Origin of the sequence: Salmonella sp. NW38, assembly GCF_051807745.1 — a bacterium.
GTDB lineage: Bacteria > Pseudomonadota > Gammaproteobacteria > Enterobacterales > Enterobacteriaceae > Salmonella > Salmonella enterica.
Genome location: NZ_JAMMTO010000013.1, coordinates 57851 through 78825, shown reverse-complemented (window position 1 = coordinate 78825; position 20975 = coordinate 57851). Strand labels below are relative to the sequence as shown.

Genomic DNA, 20975 nt, shown 5'->3' with positions numbered 1-20975 from the left:
CTGCTGATTGACTGCGCTGCCTTCGTCTCCAGACCCAAGGTCCGCGAAGGGGCGACACTATAGCTACCCTGGTGTGAAGATACAAGCCCTTTTCTGGTTCACCAGGGTCCAAAGTGGTAGCATATCATGAATATCCTCCCTTTGATGACGAATGCTTATGTCTATACAGAACGAAATGCCTGGTTACAACGAAATGAACCGGTTTTTGAATCAACAAGGGGCCGGTCTGACCCCGGCTGAAATGCATGGTTTAATCAGCGGGATGATTTGCGGCGGCAACAACGACAGCTCATGGCAGCCGCTGTTGCACGACCTGACGAACGAAGGTCTGGCCTTCGGGCATGAGCTTGCTCAGGCGCTGCGCAAAATGCACGCGGCGACCAGCGACGCGCTGGAAGACGACGGCTTTCTTTTTCAGCTTTATCTGCCTGAAGGCGACGATGTCAGCGTATTCGATCGCGCTGATGCATTAGCCGGGTGGGTTAACCACTTTTTGCTTGGCCTCGGCGTAACGCAGCCTAAACTTGATAAAGTCACCGGCGAAACGGGTGAAGCGATTGACGACCTGCGTAATATTGCGCAGCTTGGTTATGATGAGAGCGAAGATCAGGAAGAGCTGGAGATGTCGCTCGAAGAGATCATCGAATATGTCCGTGTTGCGGCGCTGTTATGTCATGACACTTTCACGCGCCAACAGCCGACCGCGCCGGAAGTGCGTAAACCGACGCTACACTAAGAAAAAACGAAATGGAGGCCATGTCATGACTCAGCAGGAATACCAACGCCGTCGCCAGGCATTACTGGCGCAAATGCAGCCCGGCAGCGCCGCGCTGATCTTTGCCGCGCCGGAGGCGACGCGCAGCGCAGACAGTGAATATCCGTATCGCCAGAGTAGCGACTTCTGGTATTTCACCGGTTTTAACGAACCGGAAGCCGTGCTGGTACTGATTAAGAGTGATGACACCCACAACCACAGCGTTTTGTTCAACCGCGTTCGCGACCTGACGGCGGAAATCTGGTTTGGTCGCCGTTTAGGACAGGATGCCGCGCCGGAAAAACTGGGTGTTGACCGGGCGCTGGCGTTTAGCGAAATCAACCAGCAACTCTTTCAGTTGCTTAATGGTCTGGATGTGGTGTACCACGCGCAGGGCGAATATGCGTATGCCGACGAGATTGTTCTGGCTGCGCTGGAGAAGCTGCGTAAAGGCTCCCGCCAGAATCTGACCGCGCCGGCCACCATGACTGACTGGCGACCGATCGTCCATGAGATGCGCCTGTTCAAATCGCCGGAAGAGATTGCTGTCCTGCGCCGTGCCGGGGAAATTAGCGCGCTGGCGCATATCCGCGCGATGGAAAAATGCCGTCCGGGGATGTTTGAGTATCAGTTGGAGGGTGAAATTCACCACGAATTTAATCGCCACGGCGCGCGCTATCCCTCCTATAACACCATTGTCGGCAGCGGCGAAAATGGCTGTATCCTGCATTACACTGAAAACGAAAGTGAAATGCGCGACGGCGATTTAGTGCTTATCGACGCGGGCTGTGAATATAAAGGTTACGCGGGCGACATCACGCGTACTTTCCCGGTGAACGGGAAATTCACGCCAGCTCAGCGTGAAATTTATGACATCGTTCTGGAATCGCTGGAGACCAGCCTGCGACTGTTCCGTCCTGGCACCTCTATTCAGGAGGTGACCGGCGAAGTCGTGCGCATCATGATAACCGGGCTGGTGAAGCTGGGGATTTTGCAAGGAGAGGTTGATCAACTGATTGCCGAAAATGCGCATCGTCCTTTCTTTATGCATGGCTTGAGCCACTGGCTGGGGCTGGATGTTCATGATGTCGGCGTTTATGGGCCGGATCGCTCCCGCATCCTGGAGCCGGGCATGGTGCTGACCGTAGAGCCAGGCCTCTATATCGCGCCGGATGCCGACGTGCCGGAAGCGTATCGCGGCATTGGCGTTCGAATTGAAGATGACATTGTCATTACCGAAACCGGTAATGAAAACCTGACCGCTGGCGTTGTGAAGAAGGCGGATGACATTGAGGCATTAATGGCGGCGGCGCGGCAGCAATGAGCGTCATTATCGTTGGCGGCGGCATGGCAGGCGCGACGCTGGCGCTGGCCATCTCTCAGTTCAGTCATGGGACGTTGCCGGTACACCTGATTGAAGCGAAAGCGCCTGAAGCCGACGGCCATCCCGGCTTTGACGCCAGAGCGATTGCGCTGGCGGCGGGCACTTGCCAGCAACTGGCGCGAATTGGCGTCTGGCAGGCGATTTCCGATTGCGCAACGGCAATCAACACCGTACACGTCAGCGATCGCGGCCATGCCGGATTTGTGACTCTCGACGCGCAGGACTACAGTCTGGCAGCGTTGGGTCACGTTGCGGAGCTGCATGATATCGGGCTGCGTCTGTTTGCGCTCTTGCGTAAAGCGCCAGGCGTTACGCTGCACTGCCCGGAGCGCGTAGCCAGCGTGTCGCGTACCCAACAGCAGGTTAACGTCACACTGGAAAATGGCAATGTGATAGCTGGCAGCGTGCTGGTGGCGGCTAACGGTACCCACTCCGCGCTGGCGTCAGCCTGCGGCGTTGACTGGCATCAGGAGCCTTACGAACAGTTAGCGGTGATAGCGAATGTCGCGACCGCGATCCCGCATCAGGGACGCGCCTTTGAACGTTTTACTCCCAATGGCCCGCTGGCGATGTTGCCGATGTCGCATGACCGATGTTCGCTGGTTTGGTGTCACCCGCTCGACCAGCGCGATGAGGTGCTGAGCTGGTCCGACGCGCAGTTCTGTCATGCGTTGCAGGCCGCGTTTGGCTGGCGGCTGGGGCGAATTACTCAGGCCGGTAAGCGCAGCGCGTATCCGCTTGCCCTTACTACGGCGGCAAAAGTGTTTACTCACCGGACTGTCGTGGTCGGCAATGCGGCGCAGACGTTGCATCCTATCGCCGGACAAGGGTTTAATCTCGGTCTGCGTGATGTCATGAGCCTGGCGGAAACGCTGGTCGCGGCACAGGACGCGGGCGAGGATATTGGCGCCTGGCACGTGTTATCGCGCTATCAGCAGCGTCGTCAGGTTGACCGGGATACGACGATTGGCGTAACGAACGGTCTGGTCCATCTGTTTGCAAATCGTTGGGCGCCGCTGGTTATTGGGCGCAATATCGGTTTAATGGCGATGGAGTTATTACCGCCTGCGCGCGATGCGCTGGCACAGCGGACCTTAGGTTGGGTTGCGCGTTAAGCAGATCTGTAGGCCGGATAAGGCATTTATGCCGCCATCCGGCATCGTGTTCGTAAAAATGCCGGATGGCAGCTTCGCCTTATCCGGCCTACGGTTTTGATTGTTCCGGTTTCCAGGAGTAAATAGTGCAAAGTGTTGATGTAGCAATAGTTGGCGGAGGCATGGTGGGACTGGCTGTTGCCTGCGGCTTGCAGGGGAGCGGTTTGCGCGTTGCGGTACTGGATCACGTAGTCCCCCAGCCGTTGGCGAACGATGCGCCGCCTCAGCTTCGGGTGTCGGCGATTAATGCCGCCAGCGAAAAACTGCTTACCCGTCTTGGCGTATGGTCAAACATTGTGGCGCGACGGGCAAGTTGCTACCACGGTATGGAAGTCTGGGATAAAGACAGCTTTGGCCGTATTACGTTTGATGACGCAAGCATGGGATATAGCCATCTGGGGCATATTGTTGAAAACAGCGTCATTCACTATGCACTGTGGCAAAAAGCGCAGCAAGCGGCGGATATCACCTTAATGGCGCCAGCGGAATTACAGCAGGTCGCCTGGGGGGAAAACGACGCCTTCCTGACTTTAAAAGACGGCGCGATGTTAACCGCGCGTCTGGTGATTGCCGCGGATGGCGCCAACTCCTGGCTGCGTAACAAAGCGGATATTCCCTTAACTTTCTGGGACTACCGTCACCATGCGCTGGTAGCGACTATCCGCACCGAAGAGCCGCACGGCGCGGTTGCTCGCCAGGTGTTTCATGGTGAAGGTATTCTGGCGTTTTTGCCGTTAAGCGATCCGCATCTGTGTTCCATTGTCTGGTCGCTTTCTCCGCAGGATGCGGAGCGTATGCAACAGAGCGGCGACGAGGCGTTTAACCAGGCGTTGACTATCGCCTTCGATAATCGGCTGGGCTTATGCCGCCTGGAAAGCGAACGGCAGGTTTTTCCGCTGACGGGCCGCTATGCTCGCCAGTTTGCCGCGCATCGTCTGGCGTTGGTCGGCGATGCCGCGCACACCATCCATCCGCTGGCAGGGCAAGGCGTCAACCTCGGCTTTATGGACGCGGCCGAACTGGTGGACGATCTGCGCCGGCTTCAGCGTCAGGGCAAAGACATTGGTCAACATCTTTATCTTCGTCGTTATGAGCGTAGCCGTAAACATAGCGCGGCGATGATGCTTGCCGGGATGCAAGGTTTTCGTGACCTGTTTGCCGGCGAAAACCCGGCAAAAAAATTGTTGCGCGACATCGGACTGAAACTGGCGGATACGCTCCCCGGCGTCAAACCCCAACTGCTTCGCCAGGCAATGGGGCTAAACGACCTTCCGCAATGGCTTCGTTAAGCGTCTGACTGCACGCCAGCAAGAGTTTGAAACCCGTCACACTTTGCTTTCCCGGCTATCGCGCCGGGGGGCTTTCCTCGTTTGAAATAATCTAATTTCACCGCTTATTTCGCATTATATTTTCTAATGCCACTATTTTTGGCGAACGCGATTTTCGACATTTTTTCCGCATTTAATATTAATTTATGTTGTGGTAAATCGTATCAGCTTCCTTTTTATGACGAGTATTTAGCGTAATAGTGGTTTTTTGTGCTGATGGGATTTTAGCGTTTTTTAGTCATAAGCTAATGTGATGGTAAATTCAGCCTTATGGTTTAGCGCCTGGTTCGGTGGTAAGTTCAGGAGCAAGAGAACGTTTGCGTCGGCGCAGGAAAAAGGGCGTCGATGCCAGGTTTCGTGGCGAAGATTTCCCATGAAAATGGTTGTTAGCCCCCGCTAATTCAACGAGGAAAAGATGGCCCAACAGACGCCTTTGTACGAACAACACACGCTATGCGGCGCCCGCATGGTCGATTTTCATGGCTGGATGATGCCCCTGCATTACGGCTCTCAGCTTGATGAACACCACGCTGTGCGCACCGATGCCGGGATGTTTGATGTATCGCATATGACCATTGTCGATCTTCATGGTAGCCGTACACGAGAGTTTCTACGTTATCTGCTGGCAAACGACGTCGCGAAGCTAACGAAGACGGGTAAAGCCCTCTACTCCGGTATGCTTAACGCATCGGGCGGCGTGATTGATGACCTTATCGTCTACTACTTCACTGAAGATTTCTTCCGTCTCGTTGTTAACTCCGCCACCCGCGAAAAAGACCTCTCCTGGATTACCCAACATGCTGAACCTTATGCCATCGACATCACCGTTCGTGACGACCTGTCGCTGATTGCGGTACAGGGGCCGAATGCGCAGGAAAAAGCGGCGACTCTGTTTACTGACCAACAGCGCCATGCAGTAGAAGGTATGAAGCCGTTCTTCGGCGTACAGGCGGGTGATTTGTTTATCGCCACCACCGGTTATACCGGCGAAGCGGGCTATGAAATCGCCATGCCGAATGAAAAAGCGGCGGATTTCTGGCGTGCGCTGGTGGAGGCGGGCGTGAAGCCGTGCGGTCTTGGCGCGCGCGACACGCTGCGTCTGGAAGCAGGCATGAACCTGTACGGTCAGGAGATGGATGAAGGTATCTCTCCGCTGGCGGCTAATATGGGATGGACTATCGCCTGGGAACCTGCTGACCGCGACTTTATTGGCCGTGAGGCGCTGGAGATGCAGCGTGAAAAAGGCCATGAGCAGCTTGTCGGTCTGGTGATGACCGAGAAAGGTGTATTGCGTAATGAACTGCCGGTGCGTTTTACCGATGCGCAGGGCAATCAGCAAGAAGGCATTATCACCAGCGGGACGTTTTCCCCAACGTTGGGCTACAGCATTGCGCTGGCGCGCGTTCCGGCGGGCATCGGCGAGACGGCGATTGTACAAATTCGTAACCGTGAAATGCCGGTAAAAGTGACTAAACCTGTTTTTGTGCGTAACGGCAAAGCCGTCGCGTGATTCATCCTTTTTTGGAGATTAATTGATGAGCAACGTACCCGCAGAACTGAAATACAGCAAAGAACACGAATGGCTGCGTAAAGAAGCGGATGGCACTTACACCGTTGGCATTACTGAACACGCTCAGGAGCTGTTGGGCGATATGGTTTTTGTTGATCTGCCGGAAGTCGGCGCGACCGTAAGCGCGGGCGACGACTGCGCCGTGGCGGAGTCCGTAAAAGCGGCGTCCGACATTTATGCGCCGGTAAGCGGCGAGATCGTGGCGGTAAACGATGCGCTGAGCGACTCCCCGGAGCTGGTGAACAGCGAACCGTATGCCGGTGGCTGGATCTTTAAAATCAAAGCCAGCGATGAAAGCGAACTTGAATCGCTGCTGGATGCCACCGCGTATGAGGCATTGTTAGAAGACGAATAATGTTGTGCCGGATGGCGCTAATGCTTATCCGGCCTACTCACTGCAACGCGAATGATTTTGCGTATTCGTTTTCGCACGCGTAGGCCCGGTAAGCGTCAGCGCCACCGGGCAATTGAGTTAGAGACACCTACGATTCACTGCACGTTTCAGGAACCATCGCCCATGACACAGACGTTAAGCCAGCTTGAAAACCGCGGCGCTTTCATTGAACGCCACATCGGACCGGACGCCGCGCAGCAGCAAGAGATGCTGAATGCGGTTGGCGCCGAGTCGTTAAACGCGCTGACAGGTCAGATTGTGCCGAAAGACATTCAGCTCGCGACTCCGCCGCAGGTTGGCGAGGCGGCAACCGAATATGCCGCACTGGCGGAATTAAAAGCCATCGCCGGGCGTAACAAGCGCTTCACGTCCTACATTGGCATGGGCTACACAGCCGTGCAGCTACCGCCGGTTATCCTGCGCAACATGCTGGAAAATCCAGGCTGGTATACCGCCTACACCCCTTATCAGCCGGAAGTCTCTCAGGGGCGTCTGGAAGCGCTGCTCAACTTCCAACAGGTGACGCTGGATCTGACCGGACTGGACATGGCTTCCGCCTCGCTGCTGGATGAAGCGACCGCCGCCGCTGAAGCGATGGCGATGGCAAAGCGCGTCAGCAAACTGAAAAATGCCAACCGTTTCTTTGTCGCCTCTGATGTCCATCCGCAAACTCTGGACGTCGTGCGTACGCGTGCCGAAACCTTTGGCTTTGACGTCATTGTAGATGACGCGGCGAAAGCACTGGATCACCAGGATGTGTTTGGCGTGCTGTTACAACAGGTAGGCACCACAGGTGAAATTCACGACTACAGCGCACTGATTACTGAGCTGAAATCCCGTAAAGTTGTGGTCAGCGTCGCCGCCGATTTTATGGCGCTGGTGCTGCTGACGGCTCCGGGCAAACAGGGCGCGGACATTGTTTTCGGCTCTGCGCAACGCTTCGGCGTACCGATGGGGTACGGTGGCCCGCACGCGGCGTTCTTTGCCGCCAAAGACGAATTTAAACGTTCCATGCCAGGCCGTATTATCGGCGTCTCAAAAGATGCGGCGGGCAATACCGCACTGCGCATGGCGATGCAGACTCGCGAGCAGCATATCCGTCGTGAGAAAGCGAACTCCAACATTTGTACCTCGCAGGTACTGCTGGCTAACATCGCCAGCCTGTATGCCGTTTATCATGGTCCGGTCGGTCTGAAGCGCATCGCTAATCGTATCCACCGCCTGACCGATATTCTGGCGGCAGGTCTGCAACAGAAAGGCTTAAAGCTGCGTCATGCGCACTACTTCGACACCCTGTGTGTGGAAGTGGCTGATAAAGCTGCGGTACTGTCGCGTGCGGAAGCGGCAGAGATCAATCTGCGCAGCGATATTCATAACGCGGTGGGTATTACGCTCGATGAAACCACCACCCGTGAGAATGTGGCGCAGTTGTTCAATGTTTTGCTGGGCGACAGCCACGGTCTGAACATTGAAACACTGGATAAAGACGTGGCGCTTGATAGCCGTTCCATTCAGCAAAGTATGCTGCGTGACGATGCGATTCTGACGCATCCGGTATTTAACCGTTACCACAGCGAAACCGAGATGATGCGCTATATGCACTCGCTGGAGCGTAAAGATCTGGCGCTGAACCAGACGATGATCCCGCTGGGTTCCTGTACCATGAAGCTGAACGCCGCCGCCGAGATGATTCCTATCACCTGGCCGGAATTCGCTGAACTGCATCCGTTCTGCCCGCCGGAACAGGCGGAAGGATATCATCAGATGATTAGCCAGCTTTCTGACTGGCTGGTGAAACTCACCGGGTACGACGCCGTCTGTATGCAGCCTAACTCCGGCGCACAGGGGGAATACGCGGGGCTGCTGGCGATTCGTCACTATCACGAAAGCCGCAACGAAGGGCATCGCGATATCTGCCTGATTCCGGCCTCTGCTCACGGCACTAACCCTGCTTCTGCACATATGGCAGGAATGCAGGTGGTGGTTGTGGCGTGTGATAAGAACGGCAACATCGACCTGGACGATCTGCGAGCAAAAGCAGAACAACATGCTGCGAACCTCTCTTGCATCATGGTGACCTATCCGTCCACCCACGGCGTCTATGAAGAAACGATCCGTGAAGTGTGTGAAGTTGTGCACCAGTTCGGCGGTCAGGTTTACCTTGACGGCGCGAACATGAACGCCCAGGTCGGCATCACCTCACCGGGCTTTATTGGCGCGGACGTTTCGCATCTTAACCTGCATAAAACTTTTTGCATTCCGCACGGCGGCGGCGGCCCAGGCATGGGACCGATCGGCGTGAAAGCGCATCTGGCACCGTTTGTACCTGGTCATAGCGTGGTGCAAATCGAAGGGATGCTCACCCGTCAGGGTGCGGTGTCTGCCGCGCCGTTCGGTAGTGCCTCTATCCTGCCAATCAGCTGGATGTACATCCGCATGATGGGCGCAGAAGGCCTGAAGCAGGCAAGCCAGGTCGCGATTCTTAACGCTAACTACATTGCCAGCCGTCTGAAAGACGCGTACCCGGTACTGTATACCGGTCGCGATGGCCGTGTGGCGCACGAATGTATTCTTGATATTCGCCCATTGAAAGAAGAAACCGGCATCAGCGAGCTGGATATTGCCAAGCGTCTGATCGACTACGGTTTCCATGCGCCAACCATGTCGTTCCCGGTGGCGGGCACGCTGATGGTAGAGCCGACGGAATCTGAAGGTAAGGCCGAGCTGGATCGCTTTATCGATGCGATGCTGGCTATCCGCGCAGAGATTGACCAGGTGAAAGCCGGTGTCTGGCCGCTGGAAGATAACCCGCTGGTGAACGCGCCGCACATTCAGAACGAACTGGTCGCCGAGTGGGCGCATCCGTACAGCCGTGAAGTTGCCGTATTCCCGGCAGGCGTGGCAGACAAATACTGGCCGACGGTGAAACGTCTGGATGATGTTTATGGCGACCGTAACCTGTTCTGCTCCTGCGTACCGATTAGCGACTACCAGTAATTTACTGATTCGACTGTCTTCTAAAGGCGCTTCGGCGCCTTTTCAGCTTGTTAATAAAGTGCGCTTTGTTGATGTCGGATGCAGTGTGAGTGCCTTATTCAGGCTACAAAGTGTTACTAATTCAATATATTACAGTAAATCGTTGGCTCCTGTCAGGTAACCTGGCGTTTGTATCAGTGTATTAGCCAGAATTAAATTACCGGTTTTTTAGAGTCTAATGATTCATTGTGCATCATTTTTATCTTGCTGTTATTTAATCAAAATAACACGGTGTATTTACATTTGATTACAAATAGTTTCTCTCCGGAATCGTTATTTACCTCTCAATATAGTTACAAAAATTTCCGTATATTAAATCCATCAAGTTATTAATTTAAATTATAAATTAAAAATAACCATAAATAACGTAAATATTTATTAACTTAGTGCTTTGTTTTTTATACCTGGAGGGAATAATGAAACGATTTATATTTCTGCCATTAATGACATGTTTTATATTAATGAATGCAATGGCAGCTGACGGAGAAAATAATCCCAGTAATCTATTAGGTGCACCTGTTAATACCGCTATTTCTGGTGGTTCAGTATTGCCGGAAGGAAAGTTATTAACCGCCGTGAATAGCTCATTTCGCGATAAAGATCATCAAATCGAGGGGCACGGAAGTCCGGATGTTTACTCCCAGATATGGTTATTGAAGATTCGTTACGGTTTGACCGACAGACTGGAATTATCAACTGTGGGTTCCTATATCAATAACAAACGAGACAATCTGTCTCCTGAGCACATAGAGGGAATGGGCGACCAATCGGTGGGGGTCAATTATGCTTTAATGAGCCAGCGAAGAGGTGATCCGTTTTGGGTTACGGTAGGTGGGGCATTATTACTACCCACCGGGCAAGATGGAGATAATCATTTGCCTGGGAATAGCGCCTGGGGAGGAAGAGTAACACTCACTTTAACAAAATTATTTACTCCTAACATTAAAGGGGATATGGGTTTTGTATATCAGGGACCATTTGAGCGCGGTAACCAGGACGTGAAACGAGGTAACGAATTCCAGTGGAATACCCAGGTGCGGTATATGTTTAGCGATTTACCGCTGGATCTTGGTCTGGAAAGTGCCTACAGCAATAATGCCTCTGGAACGAAAAAACTGTCTAATGGCAGCGTAATTAATAACCATTCTGGAACTACCGAATGGGTTGTTGGTCCGTCATTTAATATTGCCGTCGATTCACTGAAATTATGGTTTGGTGCCGGAGCCTTCTTCCCGGTAATGCAGGAAGCGAAGTCGCCAACCAAAATGGAAGATGTACGCTGGGAATTTAAAATAGGTAAGACCTGGTAAGACTCGTTCAAAGTGTTACCCGCCGACTGGCGGGTAACGTGCAGGAGTTAAAGCTTCTCGCCGTTGCTGGCAATCACCTCTTTGTACCAGTTGAAGCTCTTCTTACGCGAACGCGACATATCGCCCGTACCGTCATCGTGCTTGTTCACGTAGATAAAGCCGTAGCGCTTGCTGTACTGCCCGGTGGTGAACGACACGCAGTCGATGCAGCCCCACGGCGTGTAGCCCATCAGGTCGACACCATCGTAAGTCACCGCTTTTTTCATCTCTTCAATATGGGCGCGCAGGTAGTCAATGCGATAGTCGTCGTTGATGCTGCCATCTTCTTCTACTTTGTCGTAAGCACCAAAACCGTTTTCGACAATAAACAGCGGCTTTTGATAGCGTTCGTACAGTTCACACAATGAATAACGCAGGCCCACCGGGTCAATCTGCCAGCCCCAGTCAGATGCTTTAACATAGGGGTTCGGTACGCTGCCTTCAAAACCGGAAATCGCATCGCCGCTACCGCCTTCGGCTTTGACCGCGTTGGTCATGTAATAACTGAAACCAAGATAATCGCAGGTGCCTTCGCGCAGCACTTCAAGATCGCCATCTTCTATTTTGATGTTAAATCCGCGGCGCTCCCACTCGTTCAACACATAGGACGGGTAATAGCCGCGCAGCTGTACATCGGTAAAGACGTAGCGTTCACGCATCGATTCCTGAGCAAACATCACATCTTCTGGTTTGCAGGAGAAGGGATACAGCGCGACCATCGCCAGCATACAGCCAACTTTCATCTGTGGATTAATACGACGTGCCGCTTTCACCGCCAGGGCGCTGGCGACAAACTGATGATGTAAGACCTGATACATGGTTTCTTCTGGATTCTCATGCTCGGTATACACCACGCCGGAACAGCAGTAGCCAAACAGCGGCGCGCGCCAGTTTCGCTGGTTGTTAATTTCGTTGAAGGTCATCCAGTATTTGACCTTATGCTTGTAGCGTTCAAACACGACTTCAGCAAAACGGACAAAGAAATCAACGACTTTACGATTGGTCCAGCCGCCGTAGTGCTGGACCAGATGTAACGGCATTTCAAAGTGGGAAAGGGTGATGACCGGTTCGATGTTGTATTTGAGCAATTCATCAAACATGTCGTCGTAGAATTTCAGACCGGCCTCGTTTGGCTGGGATTCGTCGCCATTCGGGAAGATACGCGTCCAGGCAATAGAGGTACGGAAGCATTTGAACCCCATTTCGGCGAAAAGACGGATGTCTTCTTTGTAATGTCCGTAAAAATCCACCGCCTCGTGGTTCGGATAGTATTTGCCAGCAACGACATTCTGGGTAATTTCGCGTGGCACGCCGTGTGCGCCGCCGGTTAGCACGTCGCAGATGCTGGGGCCTTTACCGCCTTTATTCCAGCCGCCTTCAACCTGGTGTGCAGCAACCGCGCCGCCCCATAAAAAATCTTTTGGCAGGGTGAGTTTTCTCATTGTTGCATAATCTCAATTTATTTAGTCTGTTATCATTCATTCTGCACCAAATGACATGTAAAGCGTACGCAAAATTCCAGGGTGCTCGCGTGTCGGGGCAAGAACACATTCAGATCGTAACATCCACTTCAAGGGGCCATATTCAGGGGGATAACCACATGCAGCCAAATGACATTACTTTCTTTCAACGTTTCCAGAATGACATTCTGGCAGGGCGTAAAACCATCACTATTCGTGATGCCTCCGAGTCCCACTTTAAAGCAGGCGATGTGCTACGCGTGGGGCGGTTCGAAGATGATGGCTATTTTTGCACAATCGAAGTGACAGGAACGTCAACTGTGACGCTGGATACGCTGAACGAAAAACATGCGCAACAGGAAAATATGTCGCTTGATGAGCTGAAACGGGTCATTGCTGAAATCTATCCCAACCAGACGCAATTTTATGTGATTGATTTTAAATGCCTTTGATAAACATGAACGCGTGTTAGTTGAGTTTTTGTAATTAACTTATTGAATAATAAACAAAATTTAATTTTGCGAATTTATTTTAGCTAACATGTGTTCACTGGAACCATTCTCAGTTACGCTAGAGGCGCAGTTCATCGTTATGAACGTTTCTCCGGAGTAAGTTATGGTGCAAAAACCATTAATGACGCAGGGATATTCGCTGGCTGAGGAAATCGCCAACAGTATTAGCCACGGCATTGGATTGGTATTTGGTATTGTCGGCCTGGTGCTGTTGTTGGTTCAGGCGGTAGAGGCGAATGCGGGTATGACGGCTATCGCCAGCTACAGTTTATATGGCGGGAGCATGATCCTGCTTTTTCTTGCCTCAACGCTTTATCATGCCATTCCTCATCAGCGGGCAAAAATCTGGTTAAAGAAATTTGATCACTGCGCTATCTATCTGCTCATTGCCGGAACCTATACGCCATTTCTGCTGGTAGGTCTGGATTCGCCGCTGGCGCGCGGACTAATGATTGTGATCTGGAGCCTGGCGCTATTCGGTATCCTCTTCAAGTTGACGATTGCGCACCGATTTAAAGTGCTTTCACTGGTTACGTATCTGGCAATGGGCTGGCTGTCGCTGATAGTGGTTTATCAGTTGGCGATTAAGCTGGCGATAGGCGGCGTGACGCTGCTGGCGGTAGGTGGCGTCGTTTACTCGCTGGGCGTAATTTTCTATGTTTGCAAACGCATACCTTATAACCACGCCATCTGGCATGGCTTTGTGCTGGGTGGCAGCGTGTGCCACTTCCTGGCCATCTATTTGTATGTGGGACAGGCGTAATTCCCGGATGCCCGTGCCGGATGGCGGCGCTGTCGCACCTTATCCGGCCTACGAGAATAGCACGTGCGAGCCTGATGGCGTTGCGCTATCAGGCTATCCGGCTTTTAACGTGATATCACTCTTCCAGCGAGTAGGGCAGCGGGACGATATGCAGGGTGTTGGCATCGTCGCGAACGCGGAAGACGCTTTCGGCTTCTAAATCGTTATTCATGACGGCCTGAACCAGTAACTGACCATCGTCCAACTGTGCCGCCGCCAGAATAGCGCCGGTACGACGCCAGTTCTCGCCCATCTGTAGCTCCAGATCTTCTCCTGCTTCCGGTACCCGGCTGGCTTTGCCCGCCAGCAACCAAAGCGCGCGTTTATTGGCGCCGCGGAATTTTGCCCGTGCGACCATCTCTTGCCCGGTGTAGCAGCCTTTCTTGAAGCTGATGCCGCCCAGCGCCTGTAGGTTAGTCGCCTGGGGGATAAACTGACCGCTGTTCGCCGCGTCAATCACCGGAATGCCTGCTTCAATATCCAATGCCAGCCACTGTTGACTATTATTCAGTTCGGCTTCGCCATGCAACTTCTCCGTTAACATGTTGGCCGTCGCGACATCAGTGACAAGCAGGAATCGTTCCGCAGGATGTTCAAACCATAGCAGCGTGGAGGCGCCGTCTCTGACCACCTGATTTTCACTATTGGGCAGTTCGCTAAAGACATTAGCCAGCGCCGCGCGGGCCTGAAAACCTGCCACGCCAAGCAATACGCGTTCGTCATCCGGCGCGATGACCACTTTGGAAAATACGGCGTACTTTTTCAGCTCCGTTAATTGCGCTTCACGCACGCTACGGCGTTCAATCCAGGCGAAACCGTCGCGCTCACGGAACAGGCGCAGAGTGCTCCACATCTTACCTTTAGCATCGCAGTGGGCGGCGAGAAGGTGTTGCTGTTCAGTCATCTGGCTTACGTCAGCGGTGACCTGGCCCTGAATATACTTTTCACTGTCTACGCCGGTAATGGACGACAGCGCCCAGTCGTCAAGCGCGATCAGCGTCAGCGGCAGGCGGGCTGACGATGAAGGATGACGTGGCGGAAAGGAGATAAAAGCCATAAATAATGTCCTGGTTAGCTGCAACAATAATGGTTAATGGTAAAAGAGCCATCGGTCATTGCAAGTGCTTTAAATAGCCCATTGAGAGCGGATTGATCGTTTTGCGAGGCGGTATCCAAAACGGATGAACGTATTGATTCCCAGCCTTTTATTTCGCGATCGCGTTCCAGATTACTTAGATTCCCGTAAAACAACGCCAAAAACACGTTACAATAGCCCGGTACTTCATTTTCGCGAGGCAGGAAGAACATGGATATTCACAATAAAGCACGTATTCACTGGGCATGTCGTCGCGGTATGCGCGAACTTGATATTTCCATCATGCCGTTTTTTGAACATGAGTACGATAGTTTAAGTGATGAAGAAAAGCGTATTTTTGTCCGTTTGTTGCAGAGTGATGACCCGGATTTATTTAACTGGTTGATGAATCACGGTAAACCGGCTGACGCTGAACTGGAACAGATGGTCCGACTCATTCAGACACGGAATCGGGAACGTGGTCCTGTGGCAATCTGATTTACGCGTCTCATGGCGCGCTCAGTGGATCTCATTGCTCATTCATGGGCTGGTTGCCGCGGTGATTTTATTGATGCCCTGGCCGCTGAGTTATACCCCGTTATGGATGATACTACTGTCGCTGGTCGTGTTTGACTGTGTACGTAGCCAGCGCAGGATTAATACCTGCCAGGGAGAGATCAAGCTACTCATGGACGGGCGCTTACGCTGGCAGGGGCAGGACTGGACGCTCTTGCATCCGCCCTGGTTACTGAAGAGCGGGATGGTGTTGCGTTTACGCGCAGAGTCTGGACGTCATCAGCATTTATGGCTGGCGGCGGATAGCATGGAAGAAGCGGAATGGCGTGAGTTGCGTCGGATACTGTTACAGCAGCCGATATCGGGCCAACACTGACGGAACGGCGCAAACGCGGTTCCGTCGAGAGGGAAATACAGCGAGTAAGGCTTCAGGCGTAGTGTTCGGCCATTTCGCCGAGAATTTGTTCACACCAGGTCTGTATACGCTCATCGCTGAGATCGTACTGGTTCGTTTCATCCAACGCCAGGCCGACAAACAGTTGCCCATCCGCAATGACCGGTTTATTGCTGGTAAATTCGTAGCCTTCTGTGGGCCAGTAGCCGACAAATTTAACGCCTTTGAGGGCAAGTTTGTCATGCAACATACCCAGCGCATCCAGGAACCACTCGCCGTAGCCGAGCTGGTCGCCCATACCGTAAAGCGCAACGATTTTGCCTTCCAGATTGAGATCGTCCAGTTGCTCCCAGACGGCTTCCCAGTCCTCCTGAATTTCGCCAAAATCCCAGGTGGGGATGCCTAAAATGAGCACGTCGTACTGCTCCATTAAGGCGGGGGCGTCATCCTTGAGGTTATGTAATGTCACCAGCTCCGGGCCGAGGATATCGCGAATTTTCTCTGCGGCCATCTCGGTGTAGCACGTGCTGGAACCGTAAAAAAGACCCATGTTCATTACGTTACATCTCGATTCTGCTATAGCGTTGCGGGTAGTGTAACAGAATCGCTGCATTCACGGCACAATGAGGCATAATGCACCAAAAGTAAGCGTGAAGTAGGGAGCGCGAATGGAACAGGATTTAGCGCGTATTGAGCAGTTTCTGGATGCCCTGTGGCTGGAACGAAATCTGGCGGAAAATACATTAAGCGCGTATCGTCGCGATTTATCGATGGTCGTTGCGTGGTTGCATCATCGCGGAAAAACGCTTGCGACGGCGCAGGCTGATGATTTACAAACGCTGCTGGCTGAACGGGTGGAGGGCGGATACAAAGCGACCAGCTCCGCACGCCTGTTAAGCGCTATGCGGCGCTTTTTCCAGCATCTGTACCGTGAAAAGTATCGTGAGGATGATCCGAGCGCGCAGTTGGCCTCGCCTAAGCTTCCGCAGCGTTTACCGAAAGATCTTAGCGAGGCGCAGGTTGAGCGGCTCTTGCAGGCGCCGCTTATTGATCAACCTTTGGAGTTGCGCGATAAAGCTATGTTGGAAGTGCTGTATGCCACCGGTTTGCGCGTGTCGGAACTGGTGGGGCTGACAATGAGCGATATCAGTCTGCGGCAGGGCGTGGTGCGGGTTATCGGTAAAGGCAATAAAGAGCGGTTGGTGCCGTTAGGCGAAGAGGCGGTATATTGGCTGGAAACGTATCTGGAGCATGGGCGTCCCTGGTTACTCAATGGCGTATCGATTGACGTATTATTCCCCAGCCAGCGTGCGCAGCAGATGACGCGGCAGACCTTCTGGCACCGTATTAAACATTATGCGGTACTGGCTGGAATCGATAGCGAAAAACTATCGCCGCATGTTTTACGTCACGCTTTCGCCACGCATTTGCTGAATCACGGCGCCGACTTGCGCGTTGTACAAATGCTACTTGGGCATAGCGATCTTTCGACGACACAAATTTATACGCATGTCGCAACGGAGCGTTTGCGTCAACTTCATCAACAGCACCATCCGCGGGCATGAGTGCTGACAGGAAAGGATAGTTTATGAAAAAGCGTTTTATGATGTTCACTTTACTGGCGGCGGCGTTTTCAGGCGTGGCCCATGCGGATGATGCGGCTATCCGTCAGTCGCTGGCTAAGCTGGGCGTTCAGAGTACGGAAATTCAGGCCTCTCCAGTGGCAGGAATGAAAACCGTCCTCACTCACAGCGGCGTACTGTACGTCACTGACGACGGCAAACATATTATTCAAGGGCCGATGTATGACGTGAGCGGCGCGCATCCGGTAAACGTGACGAACAAACTGCTGATGAGCCAGCTAAATGCGCTGGAAAAAGAGATGATCGTCTATAAAGCGCCGGATGAGAAACATGTCATTACTGTTTTTACCGATATCACCTGCGGCTATTGTCATAAGCTACATGAAGAGATGAAAGATTATAACGCGCTGGGGATTACGGTACGTTATCTGGCCTTCCCGCGCCAGGGGCTGGAAAGCCAGGCGGAGCAGGATATGAAATCTATCTGGTGCGCCAAAGACAAAAACAAAGCGTTTGATGACGCCATGGCAGGTAAGGGCGTGAAACCGGCAAGCTGTGACGTGAACATTGCTGATCATTATGCGTTGGGCGTGCAGTTGGGCGTTAGCGGTACGCCAGCCATTGTATTGAGTAACGGCTATGTGGTGCCTGGCTATCAGGGACCGAAAGAGATGAAAGCGTTTCTTGATGAGCATCAAAAACAGACCAGTGGTAAATAATACGCGTGAAACAACAGAGACAACTTCGTCGGCGCGAGGCTGATGAGACGGCGGAACTCCCCGCCGATCTTCCTCCATTACTACGACGTCTATATGCCAGCCGGGGCGTTCGTAGCGCCCGCGAACTGGAGCGCAGCGTGAAAGGAATGCTGCCCTGGCAACAGCTTAACGGCATAGATAACGCGGTGGAGATCCTCTACAACGCCTTTCGCGAAGGTACCCGCATTATTGTTGTTGGCGATTTTGACGCCGACGGCGCGACCAGTACTGCGCTAAGCGTATTGGGAATGCGTGCGTTGGGGTGTGACAACATCAGTTATCTGGTGCCTAATCGCTTTGAGGACGGCTACGGTTTAAGCCCGGAAGTGGTCGATCAGGCGAAGGCGCGCGGCGCACAGCTTATCGTCACCGTAGACAACGGCATTTCATCCCACGCCGGCGTAGCGCATGCAAAGACGTTGGGGATTCCGGTGATCGTGACCGATCACCACCTGCCTGGCGACACGTTGCCGGATGCCGAAGCGATTATTAATCCCAATCTGCGCGACTGCGAATTCCCGTCTAAGTCGCTGGCGGGCGTCGGCGTGGCGTTTTACTTGATGCTGGCGTTGCGAACATTTTTGCGCGACAAAGGATGGTTCGACGAGCGCAACATCGCGCCGCCGAATCTGGCGGAGCTGCTGGATTTAGTGGCGTTGGGAACGGTAGCAGACGTTGTGCCGCTGGACGCTAACAACCGTATTCTGACCTGGCAAGGGCTAAGTCGTATTCGTGCCGGGAAATGCCGTCCGGGAATTAAAGCGTTGCTGGAGATATCGAATCGCGATCCGCAGCAGCTTGCCGCCAGTGATTTAGGCTTCGCGTTGGGGCCTCGCCTGAATGCCGCCGGCAGGCTGGATGATATGTCCGTTGGCGTGGCGTTACTGTTGTGCGACAACCTCGGCGAAGCGCGTGTTCTGGCCAGCGAGCTGGATGCGCTTAACCAGACGCGCAAAGAAATAGAGCAGGGGATGCAGGCGGAAGCGCTTATCCTGTGCGAAAAGCTTGAGCGCAGTAGTGAAACGCTTCCGGGCGGTCTGGCGATGTATCATCCTGAATGGCATCAGGGCGTGGTCGGAATTCTGGCGTCGCGCATTAAAGAGCGTTTTCACCGCCCGGTGATCGCCTTTGCGCCTGCGGGCGACGGCATGCTAAAAGGCTCAGGCCGTTCGATTCAGGGGTTGCATATGCGCGATGCGCTGGAAAGGCTGGATACGCTTTACCCTGATCTGATGATCAAGTTCGGCGGTCATGCGATGGCGGCGGGATTGTCGCTGGAAGAGCATAAATTCGAGCAGTTTCAGCAACGTTTTGGCGAGCTGGTAACGGAATGGCTCGATCCTGCCCTGTTGCAAGGCGAAGTGATCTCCGATGGTCCATTAAGCGCGGCGGAGATGTCTATGGAAGTGGCGCAACTGTTGCGGGATGCCGGACCGTGGGGGCAAATGTTCCCGGAACCGTTATTCGATGGTCGTTTCCGTCTGCTACAACAGCGTCTGGTGGGCGAGCGCCACCTCAAGGTGATGGTGGAGCCCGTCGGCGGCGGCCCGCTGTTGGATGGCATCGCATTTAATATTGATACGACCTGTTGGCCGGATAACGGCGTGCGGGAGGTAGAACTGGCTTATAAACTGGACATTAACGAGTTTCGCGGCAACCGTAGTTTACAGATTATTATCGATGATATTTGGCCGCTATGATCGGGGCGATTTAACAACACTTTCGCTGTAATTAAGGGGCGAAATCCGCTAATATTTCGCCCTTATAACCGCATTTTGACAAGTCAAATAAAAGAAATCAGACCATGTTTGAAATTAACCCGGTGAATAACCGCATTCAGGACCTCACGGAACGCACCAACGTTCTTAGGGGGTATCTTTGACTACGATGCTAAGAAAGAGCGTCTGGAAGAAGTAAACGCCGAGCTGGAACAGCCGGATGTCTGGAACGAACCTGAGCGCGCGCAGGCGCTGGGAAAAGAGCGTTCATCGCTCGAAGCGATCGTCGATACGCTTGATCAAATGACTCAGGGGCTGGACGACGTTTCCGGGCTGCTGGAACTGGCGGTAGAAGCTGACGACGAAGAGACGTTTAACGAAGCCGTCGCGGAGCTGAATACGCTGGAAGAGAAACTGGCGCAGTTGGAATTCCGCCGGATGTTCTCCGGCGAGTACGATAGCGCCGATTGCTATCTCGATATTCAGGCCGGTTCTGGTGGTACTGAAGCGCAGGACTGGGCCAGCATGTTGCTGCGTATGTATCTGCGTTGGGCGGAAGCGCGCGGCTTCAAGACGGAAGTCATTGAAGAGTCGGAAGGGGAAGTCGCCGGCATTAAGTCCGCGACTATCAAAATCTCCGGCGAATATGCCTATGGCTGGCTGCGCACTGAAACCGGCGTACATCGTCTGGTGCGTAAAAGCCCGTTTGACTCCGGCGGTCGCCGTCATACCTCGTTTAGCTCCGCGTTTGTGTACCCGGAAGTGGACGACGATATCGATATCGACATTAACCCGGCGGATCTGCGTATCGACGTCTATCGCGCGTCTGGCGCAGGCGGTCAGCACGTTAACCGTACGGAATCCGCAGTGCGTATCACCCATATTCCCACCGGGATTGTGACGCAGTGCCAGAATGACCGTTCGCAGCACAAAAACAAAGACCAGGCCATGAAGCAGATGAAAGCGAAGCTTTATGAACTGGAGATGCAGAAAAAGAACGCTGAAAAACAGGCGATGGAAGACACTAAGTCCGATATCGGCTGGGGAAGCCAGATTCGTTCCTATGTCCTGGACGATTCCCGCATTAAAGACCTGCGTACTGGGGTGGAAACCCGCAATACACAGGCGGTACTGGACGGTAGTCTGGATCAATTTATCGAAGCAAGTTTGAAAGCAGGGCTATGAGGA

Annotated in this window: 19 protein-coding genes; 16 read left to right on the top strand and 3 right to left on the bottom strand. The window is 53.2% G+C overall.

Annotation, left to right across the window (positions count from 1 at the left end):
• Window positions 1–157 precede the first annotated feature (157 nt).
• From NA624_RS20300 to NA624_RS20265, 8 genes are all read left to right on the top strand, one after another.
• Window positions 158–736, top strand: a complete 579-nt coding sequence (locus NA624_RS20300; RefSeq protein WP_000027236.1) for a YecA/YgfB family protein — start codon at window positions 158–160, stop codon at window positions 734–736.
• Between the two features lie 25 nt (window positions 737–761).
• On the top strand, window positions 762–2078 hold the full coding sequence (gene pepP / locus NA624_RS20295; RefSeq protein WP_000193681.1) for a Xaa-Pro aminopeptidase: 1317 nt from the start codon (window positions 762–764) through the stop codon (window positions 2076–2078).
• Complete coding sequence (ubiH, locus tag NA624_RS20290) at window positions 2075–3253, top strand: 2-octaprenyl-6-methoxyphenyl hydroxylase (protein WP_000111137.1); 1179 nt, start codon at window positions 2075–2077, stop codon at window positions 3251–3253. Before pepP ends, ubiH begins: the two co-directional genes overlap by 4 nt.
• A 125-nt stretch (window positions 3254–3378) precedes the next feature.
• Entirely contained in the window at window positions 3379–4581 is a 1203-nt protein-coding gene (ubiI, locus tag NA624_RS20285) for an FAD-dependent 2-octaprenylphenol hydroxylase (protein WP_001192144.1), read from the top strand.
• A gap of 454 nt (window positions 4582–5035) precedes the next feature.
• A complete protein-coding gene (gene gcvT / locus NA624_RS20280) occupies window positions 5036–6130 on the top strand; it encodes a glycine cleavage system aminomethyltransferase GcvT (protein WP_000068738.1) in 1095 nt (364 codons plus the stop codon).
• 25 nt (window positions 6131–6155) lie between these two features.
• Window positions 6156–6545: a glycine cleavage system protein GcvH gene (gcvH, locus tag NA624_RS20275; RefSeq protein WP_001295377.1), complete on the top strand. Its 390-nt coding sequence runs from the start codon at window positions 6156–6158 to the stop codon at window positions 6543–6545.
• A gap of 162 nt (window positions 6546–6707) precedes the next feature.
• Window positions 6708–9581, top strand: a complete 2874-nt coding sequence (gene gcvP, locus NA624_RS20270) for an aminomethyl-transferring glycine dehydrogenase (RefSeq protein ID WP_000194978.1) — start codon at window positions 6708–6710, stop codon at window positions 9579–9581.
• 455 nt (window positions 9582–10036) lie between these two features.
• A complete protein-coding gene (locus NA624_RS20265) occupies window positions 10037–10930 on the top strand; it encodes a transporter (protein ID WP_000819365.1) in 894 nt (297 codons plus the stop codon).
• 47 nt (window positions 10931–10977) lie between these two features.
• On the opposite strand, the gene bglA is transcribed toward NA624_RS20265, so the two are convergent.
• On the bottom strand, window positions 10978–12411 hold the full coding sequence (bglA, locus tag NA624_RS20260) for a 6-phospho-beta-glucosidase BglA (protein ID WP_001230152.1): 1434 nt from the start codon (window positions 12409–12411) through the stop codon (window positions 10978–10980).
• 158 nt (window positions 12412–12569) lie between these two features.
• On the opposite strand from bglA, the gene yqfB reads away from it, so the two are divergent.
• Together yqfB and trhA are read left to right on the top strand one after the other, a co-directional pair.
• Window positions 12570–12881, top strand: a complete 312-nt coding sequence (gene yqfB, locus NA624_RS20255; RefSeq protein ID WP_001182976.1) for a N(4)-acetylcytidine aminohydrolase — start codon at window positions 12570–12572, stop codon at window positions 12879–12881.
• A gap of 163 nt (window positions 12882–13044) precedes the next feature.
• A complete protein-coding gene (gene trhA / locus NA624_RS20250) occupies window positions 13045–13704 on the top strand; it encodes a PAQR family membrane homeostasis protein TrhA (RefSeq protein ID WP_000250289.1) in 660 nt (219 codons plus the stop codon).
• Between the two features lie 115 nt (window positions 13705–13819).
• Here the strand turns inward: trhA and ygfZ are convergent, their stop codons facing one another.
• Complete coding sequence (gene ygfZ / locus NA624_RS20245; RefSeq protein WP_000874169.1) at window positions 13820–14800, bottom strand: tRNA-modifying protein YgfZ; 981 nt, start codon at window positions 14798–14800, stop codon at window positions 13820–13822.
• 249 nt (window positions 14801–15049) lie between these two features.
• Here ygfZ and sdhE point away from each other — a divergent pair, with 249 nt between their 5' ends.
• Window positions 15050–15316, top strand: coding sequence for an FAD assembly factor SdhE (gene sdhE / locus NA624_RS20240; protein ID WP_000351186.1), 267 nt, complete (start codon window positions 15050–15052; stop codon window positions 15314–15316).
• Window positions 15297–15710 (top strand): protein YgfX, encoded by a 414-nt coding sequence (locus NA624_RS20235; RefSeq protein ID WP_000244755.1) that lies wholly within the window; start codon window positions 15297–15299, stop codon window positions 15708–15710. The genes sdhE and NA624_RS20235 overlap by 20 nt, the downstream gene beginning before the upstream one ends.
• A 52-nt stretch (window positions 15711–15762) precedes the next feature.
• Here NA624_RS20235 and fldB read toward each other — a convergent pair whose 3' ends face one another.
• Window positions 15763–16284, bottom strand: a complete 522-nt coding sequence (gene fldB, locus NA624_RS20230; protein ID WP_001055885.1) for a flavodoxin FldB — start codon at window positions 16282–16284, stop codon at window positions 15763–15765.
• 112 nt (window positions 16285–16396) lie between these two features.
• On the opposite strand from fldB, the gene xerD reads away from it, so the two are divergent.
• From xerD to prfB, 4 genes are all read left to right on the top strand, one after another.
• Window positions 16397–17293, top strand: coding sequence for a site-specific tyrosine recombinase XerD (xerD, locus tag NA624_RS20225; RefSeq protein ID WP_000434302.1), 897 nt, complete (start codon window positions 16397–16399; stop codon window positions 17291–17293).
• A gap of 23 nt (window positions 17294–17316) precedes the next feature.
• Complete coding sequence (gene dsbC, locus NA624_RS20220) at window positions 17317–18030, top strand: bifunctional protein-disulfide isomerase/oxidoreductase DsbC (RefSeq protein ID WP_000745614.1); 714 nt, start codon at window positions 17317–17319, stop codon at window positions 18028–18030.
• Window positions 18031–18035: 5 nt separating this feature from the next.
• The gene (gene recJ, locus NA624_RS20215; RefSeq protein WP_000813382.1) at window positions 18036–19769 is read left to right on the top strand and encodes a single-stranded-DNA-specific exonuclease RecJ; all 1734 of its coding nucleotides are present in this window, start codon (window positions 18036–18038) and stop codon (window positions 19767–19769) included.
• Between the two features lie 104 nt (window positions 19770–19873).
• Window positions 19874–20972 (top strand): peptide chain release factor 2 gene (gene prfB / locus NA624_RS20210; protein WP_010989230.1). Its coding sequence is split into 2 segments (ribosomal slippage): window positions 19874–19948 and window positions 19950–20972, totalling 1098 coding nucleotides; the frame shifts between segments, so codons are not numbered across the junction.
• The last annotated feature ends 3 nt before the right edge of the window (window positions 20973–20975 follow it).

Coding starts and splice junctions, on each gene's coding strand:
- gcvP (WP_000194978.1), top strand. CDS start 6,708: ATGACACAGACGTTAAGCCAGCTTGAAAACCGCGGCGCTTTCATTGAA.
- ubiH (WP_000111137.1), top strand. CDS start 2,075: ATGAGCGTCATTATCGTTGGCGGCGGCATGGCAGGCGCGACGCTGGCG.
- yqfB (WP_001182976.1), top strand. CDS start 12,570: ATGCAGCCAAATGACATTACTTTCTTTCAACGTTTCCAGAATGACATT.
- sdhE (WP_000351186.1), top strand. CDS start 15,050: ATGGATATTCACAATAAAGCACGTATTCACTGGGCATGTCGTCGCGGT.
- NA624_RS20300 (WP_000027236.1), top strand. CDS start 158: ATGTCTATACAGAACGAAATGCCTGGTTACAACGAAATGAACCGGTTT.
- ygfZ (WP_000874169.1), bottom strand. CDS start 14,800: ATGGCTTTTATCTCCTTTCCGCCACGTCATCCTTCATCGTCAGCCCGC.
- xerD (WP_000434302.1), top strand. CDS start 16,397: ATGGAACAGGATTTAGCGCGTATTGAGCAGTTTCTGGATGCCCTGTGG.
- trhA (WP_000250289.1), top strand. CDS start 13,045: ATGGTGCAAAAACCATTAATGACGCAGGGATATTCGCTGGCTGAGGAA.
- NA624_RS20265 (WP_000819365.1), top strand. CDS start 10,037: ATGAAACGATTTATATTTCTGCCATTAATGACATGTTTTATATTAATG.
- gcvT (WP_000068738.1), top strand. CDS start 5,036: ATGGCCCAACAGACGCCTTTGTACGAACAACACACGCTATGCGGCGCC.
- fldB (WP_001055885.1), bottom strand. CDS start 16,284: ATGAACATGGGTCTTTTTTACGGTTCCAGCACGTGCTACACCGAGATG.
- dsbC (WP_000745614.1), top strand. CDS start 17,317: ATGAAAAAGCGTTTTATGATGTTCACTTTACTGGCGGCGGCGTTTTCA.
- gcvH (WP_001295377.1), top strand. CDS start 6,156: ATGAGCAACGTACCCGCAGAACTGAAATACAGCAAAGAACACGAATGG.
- pepP (WP_000193681.1), top strand. CDS start 762: ATGACTCAGCAGGAATACCAACGCCGTCGCCAGGCATTACTGGCGCAA.
- bglA (WP_001230152.1), bottom strand. CDS start 12,411: ATGAGAAAACTCACCCTGCCAAAAGATTTTTTATGGGGCGGCGCGGTT.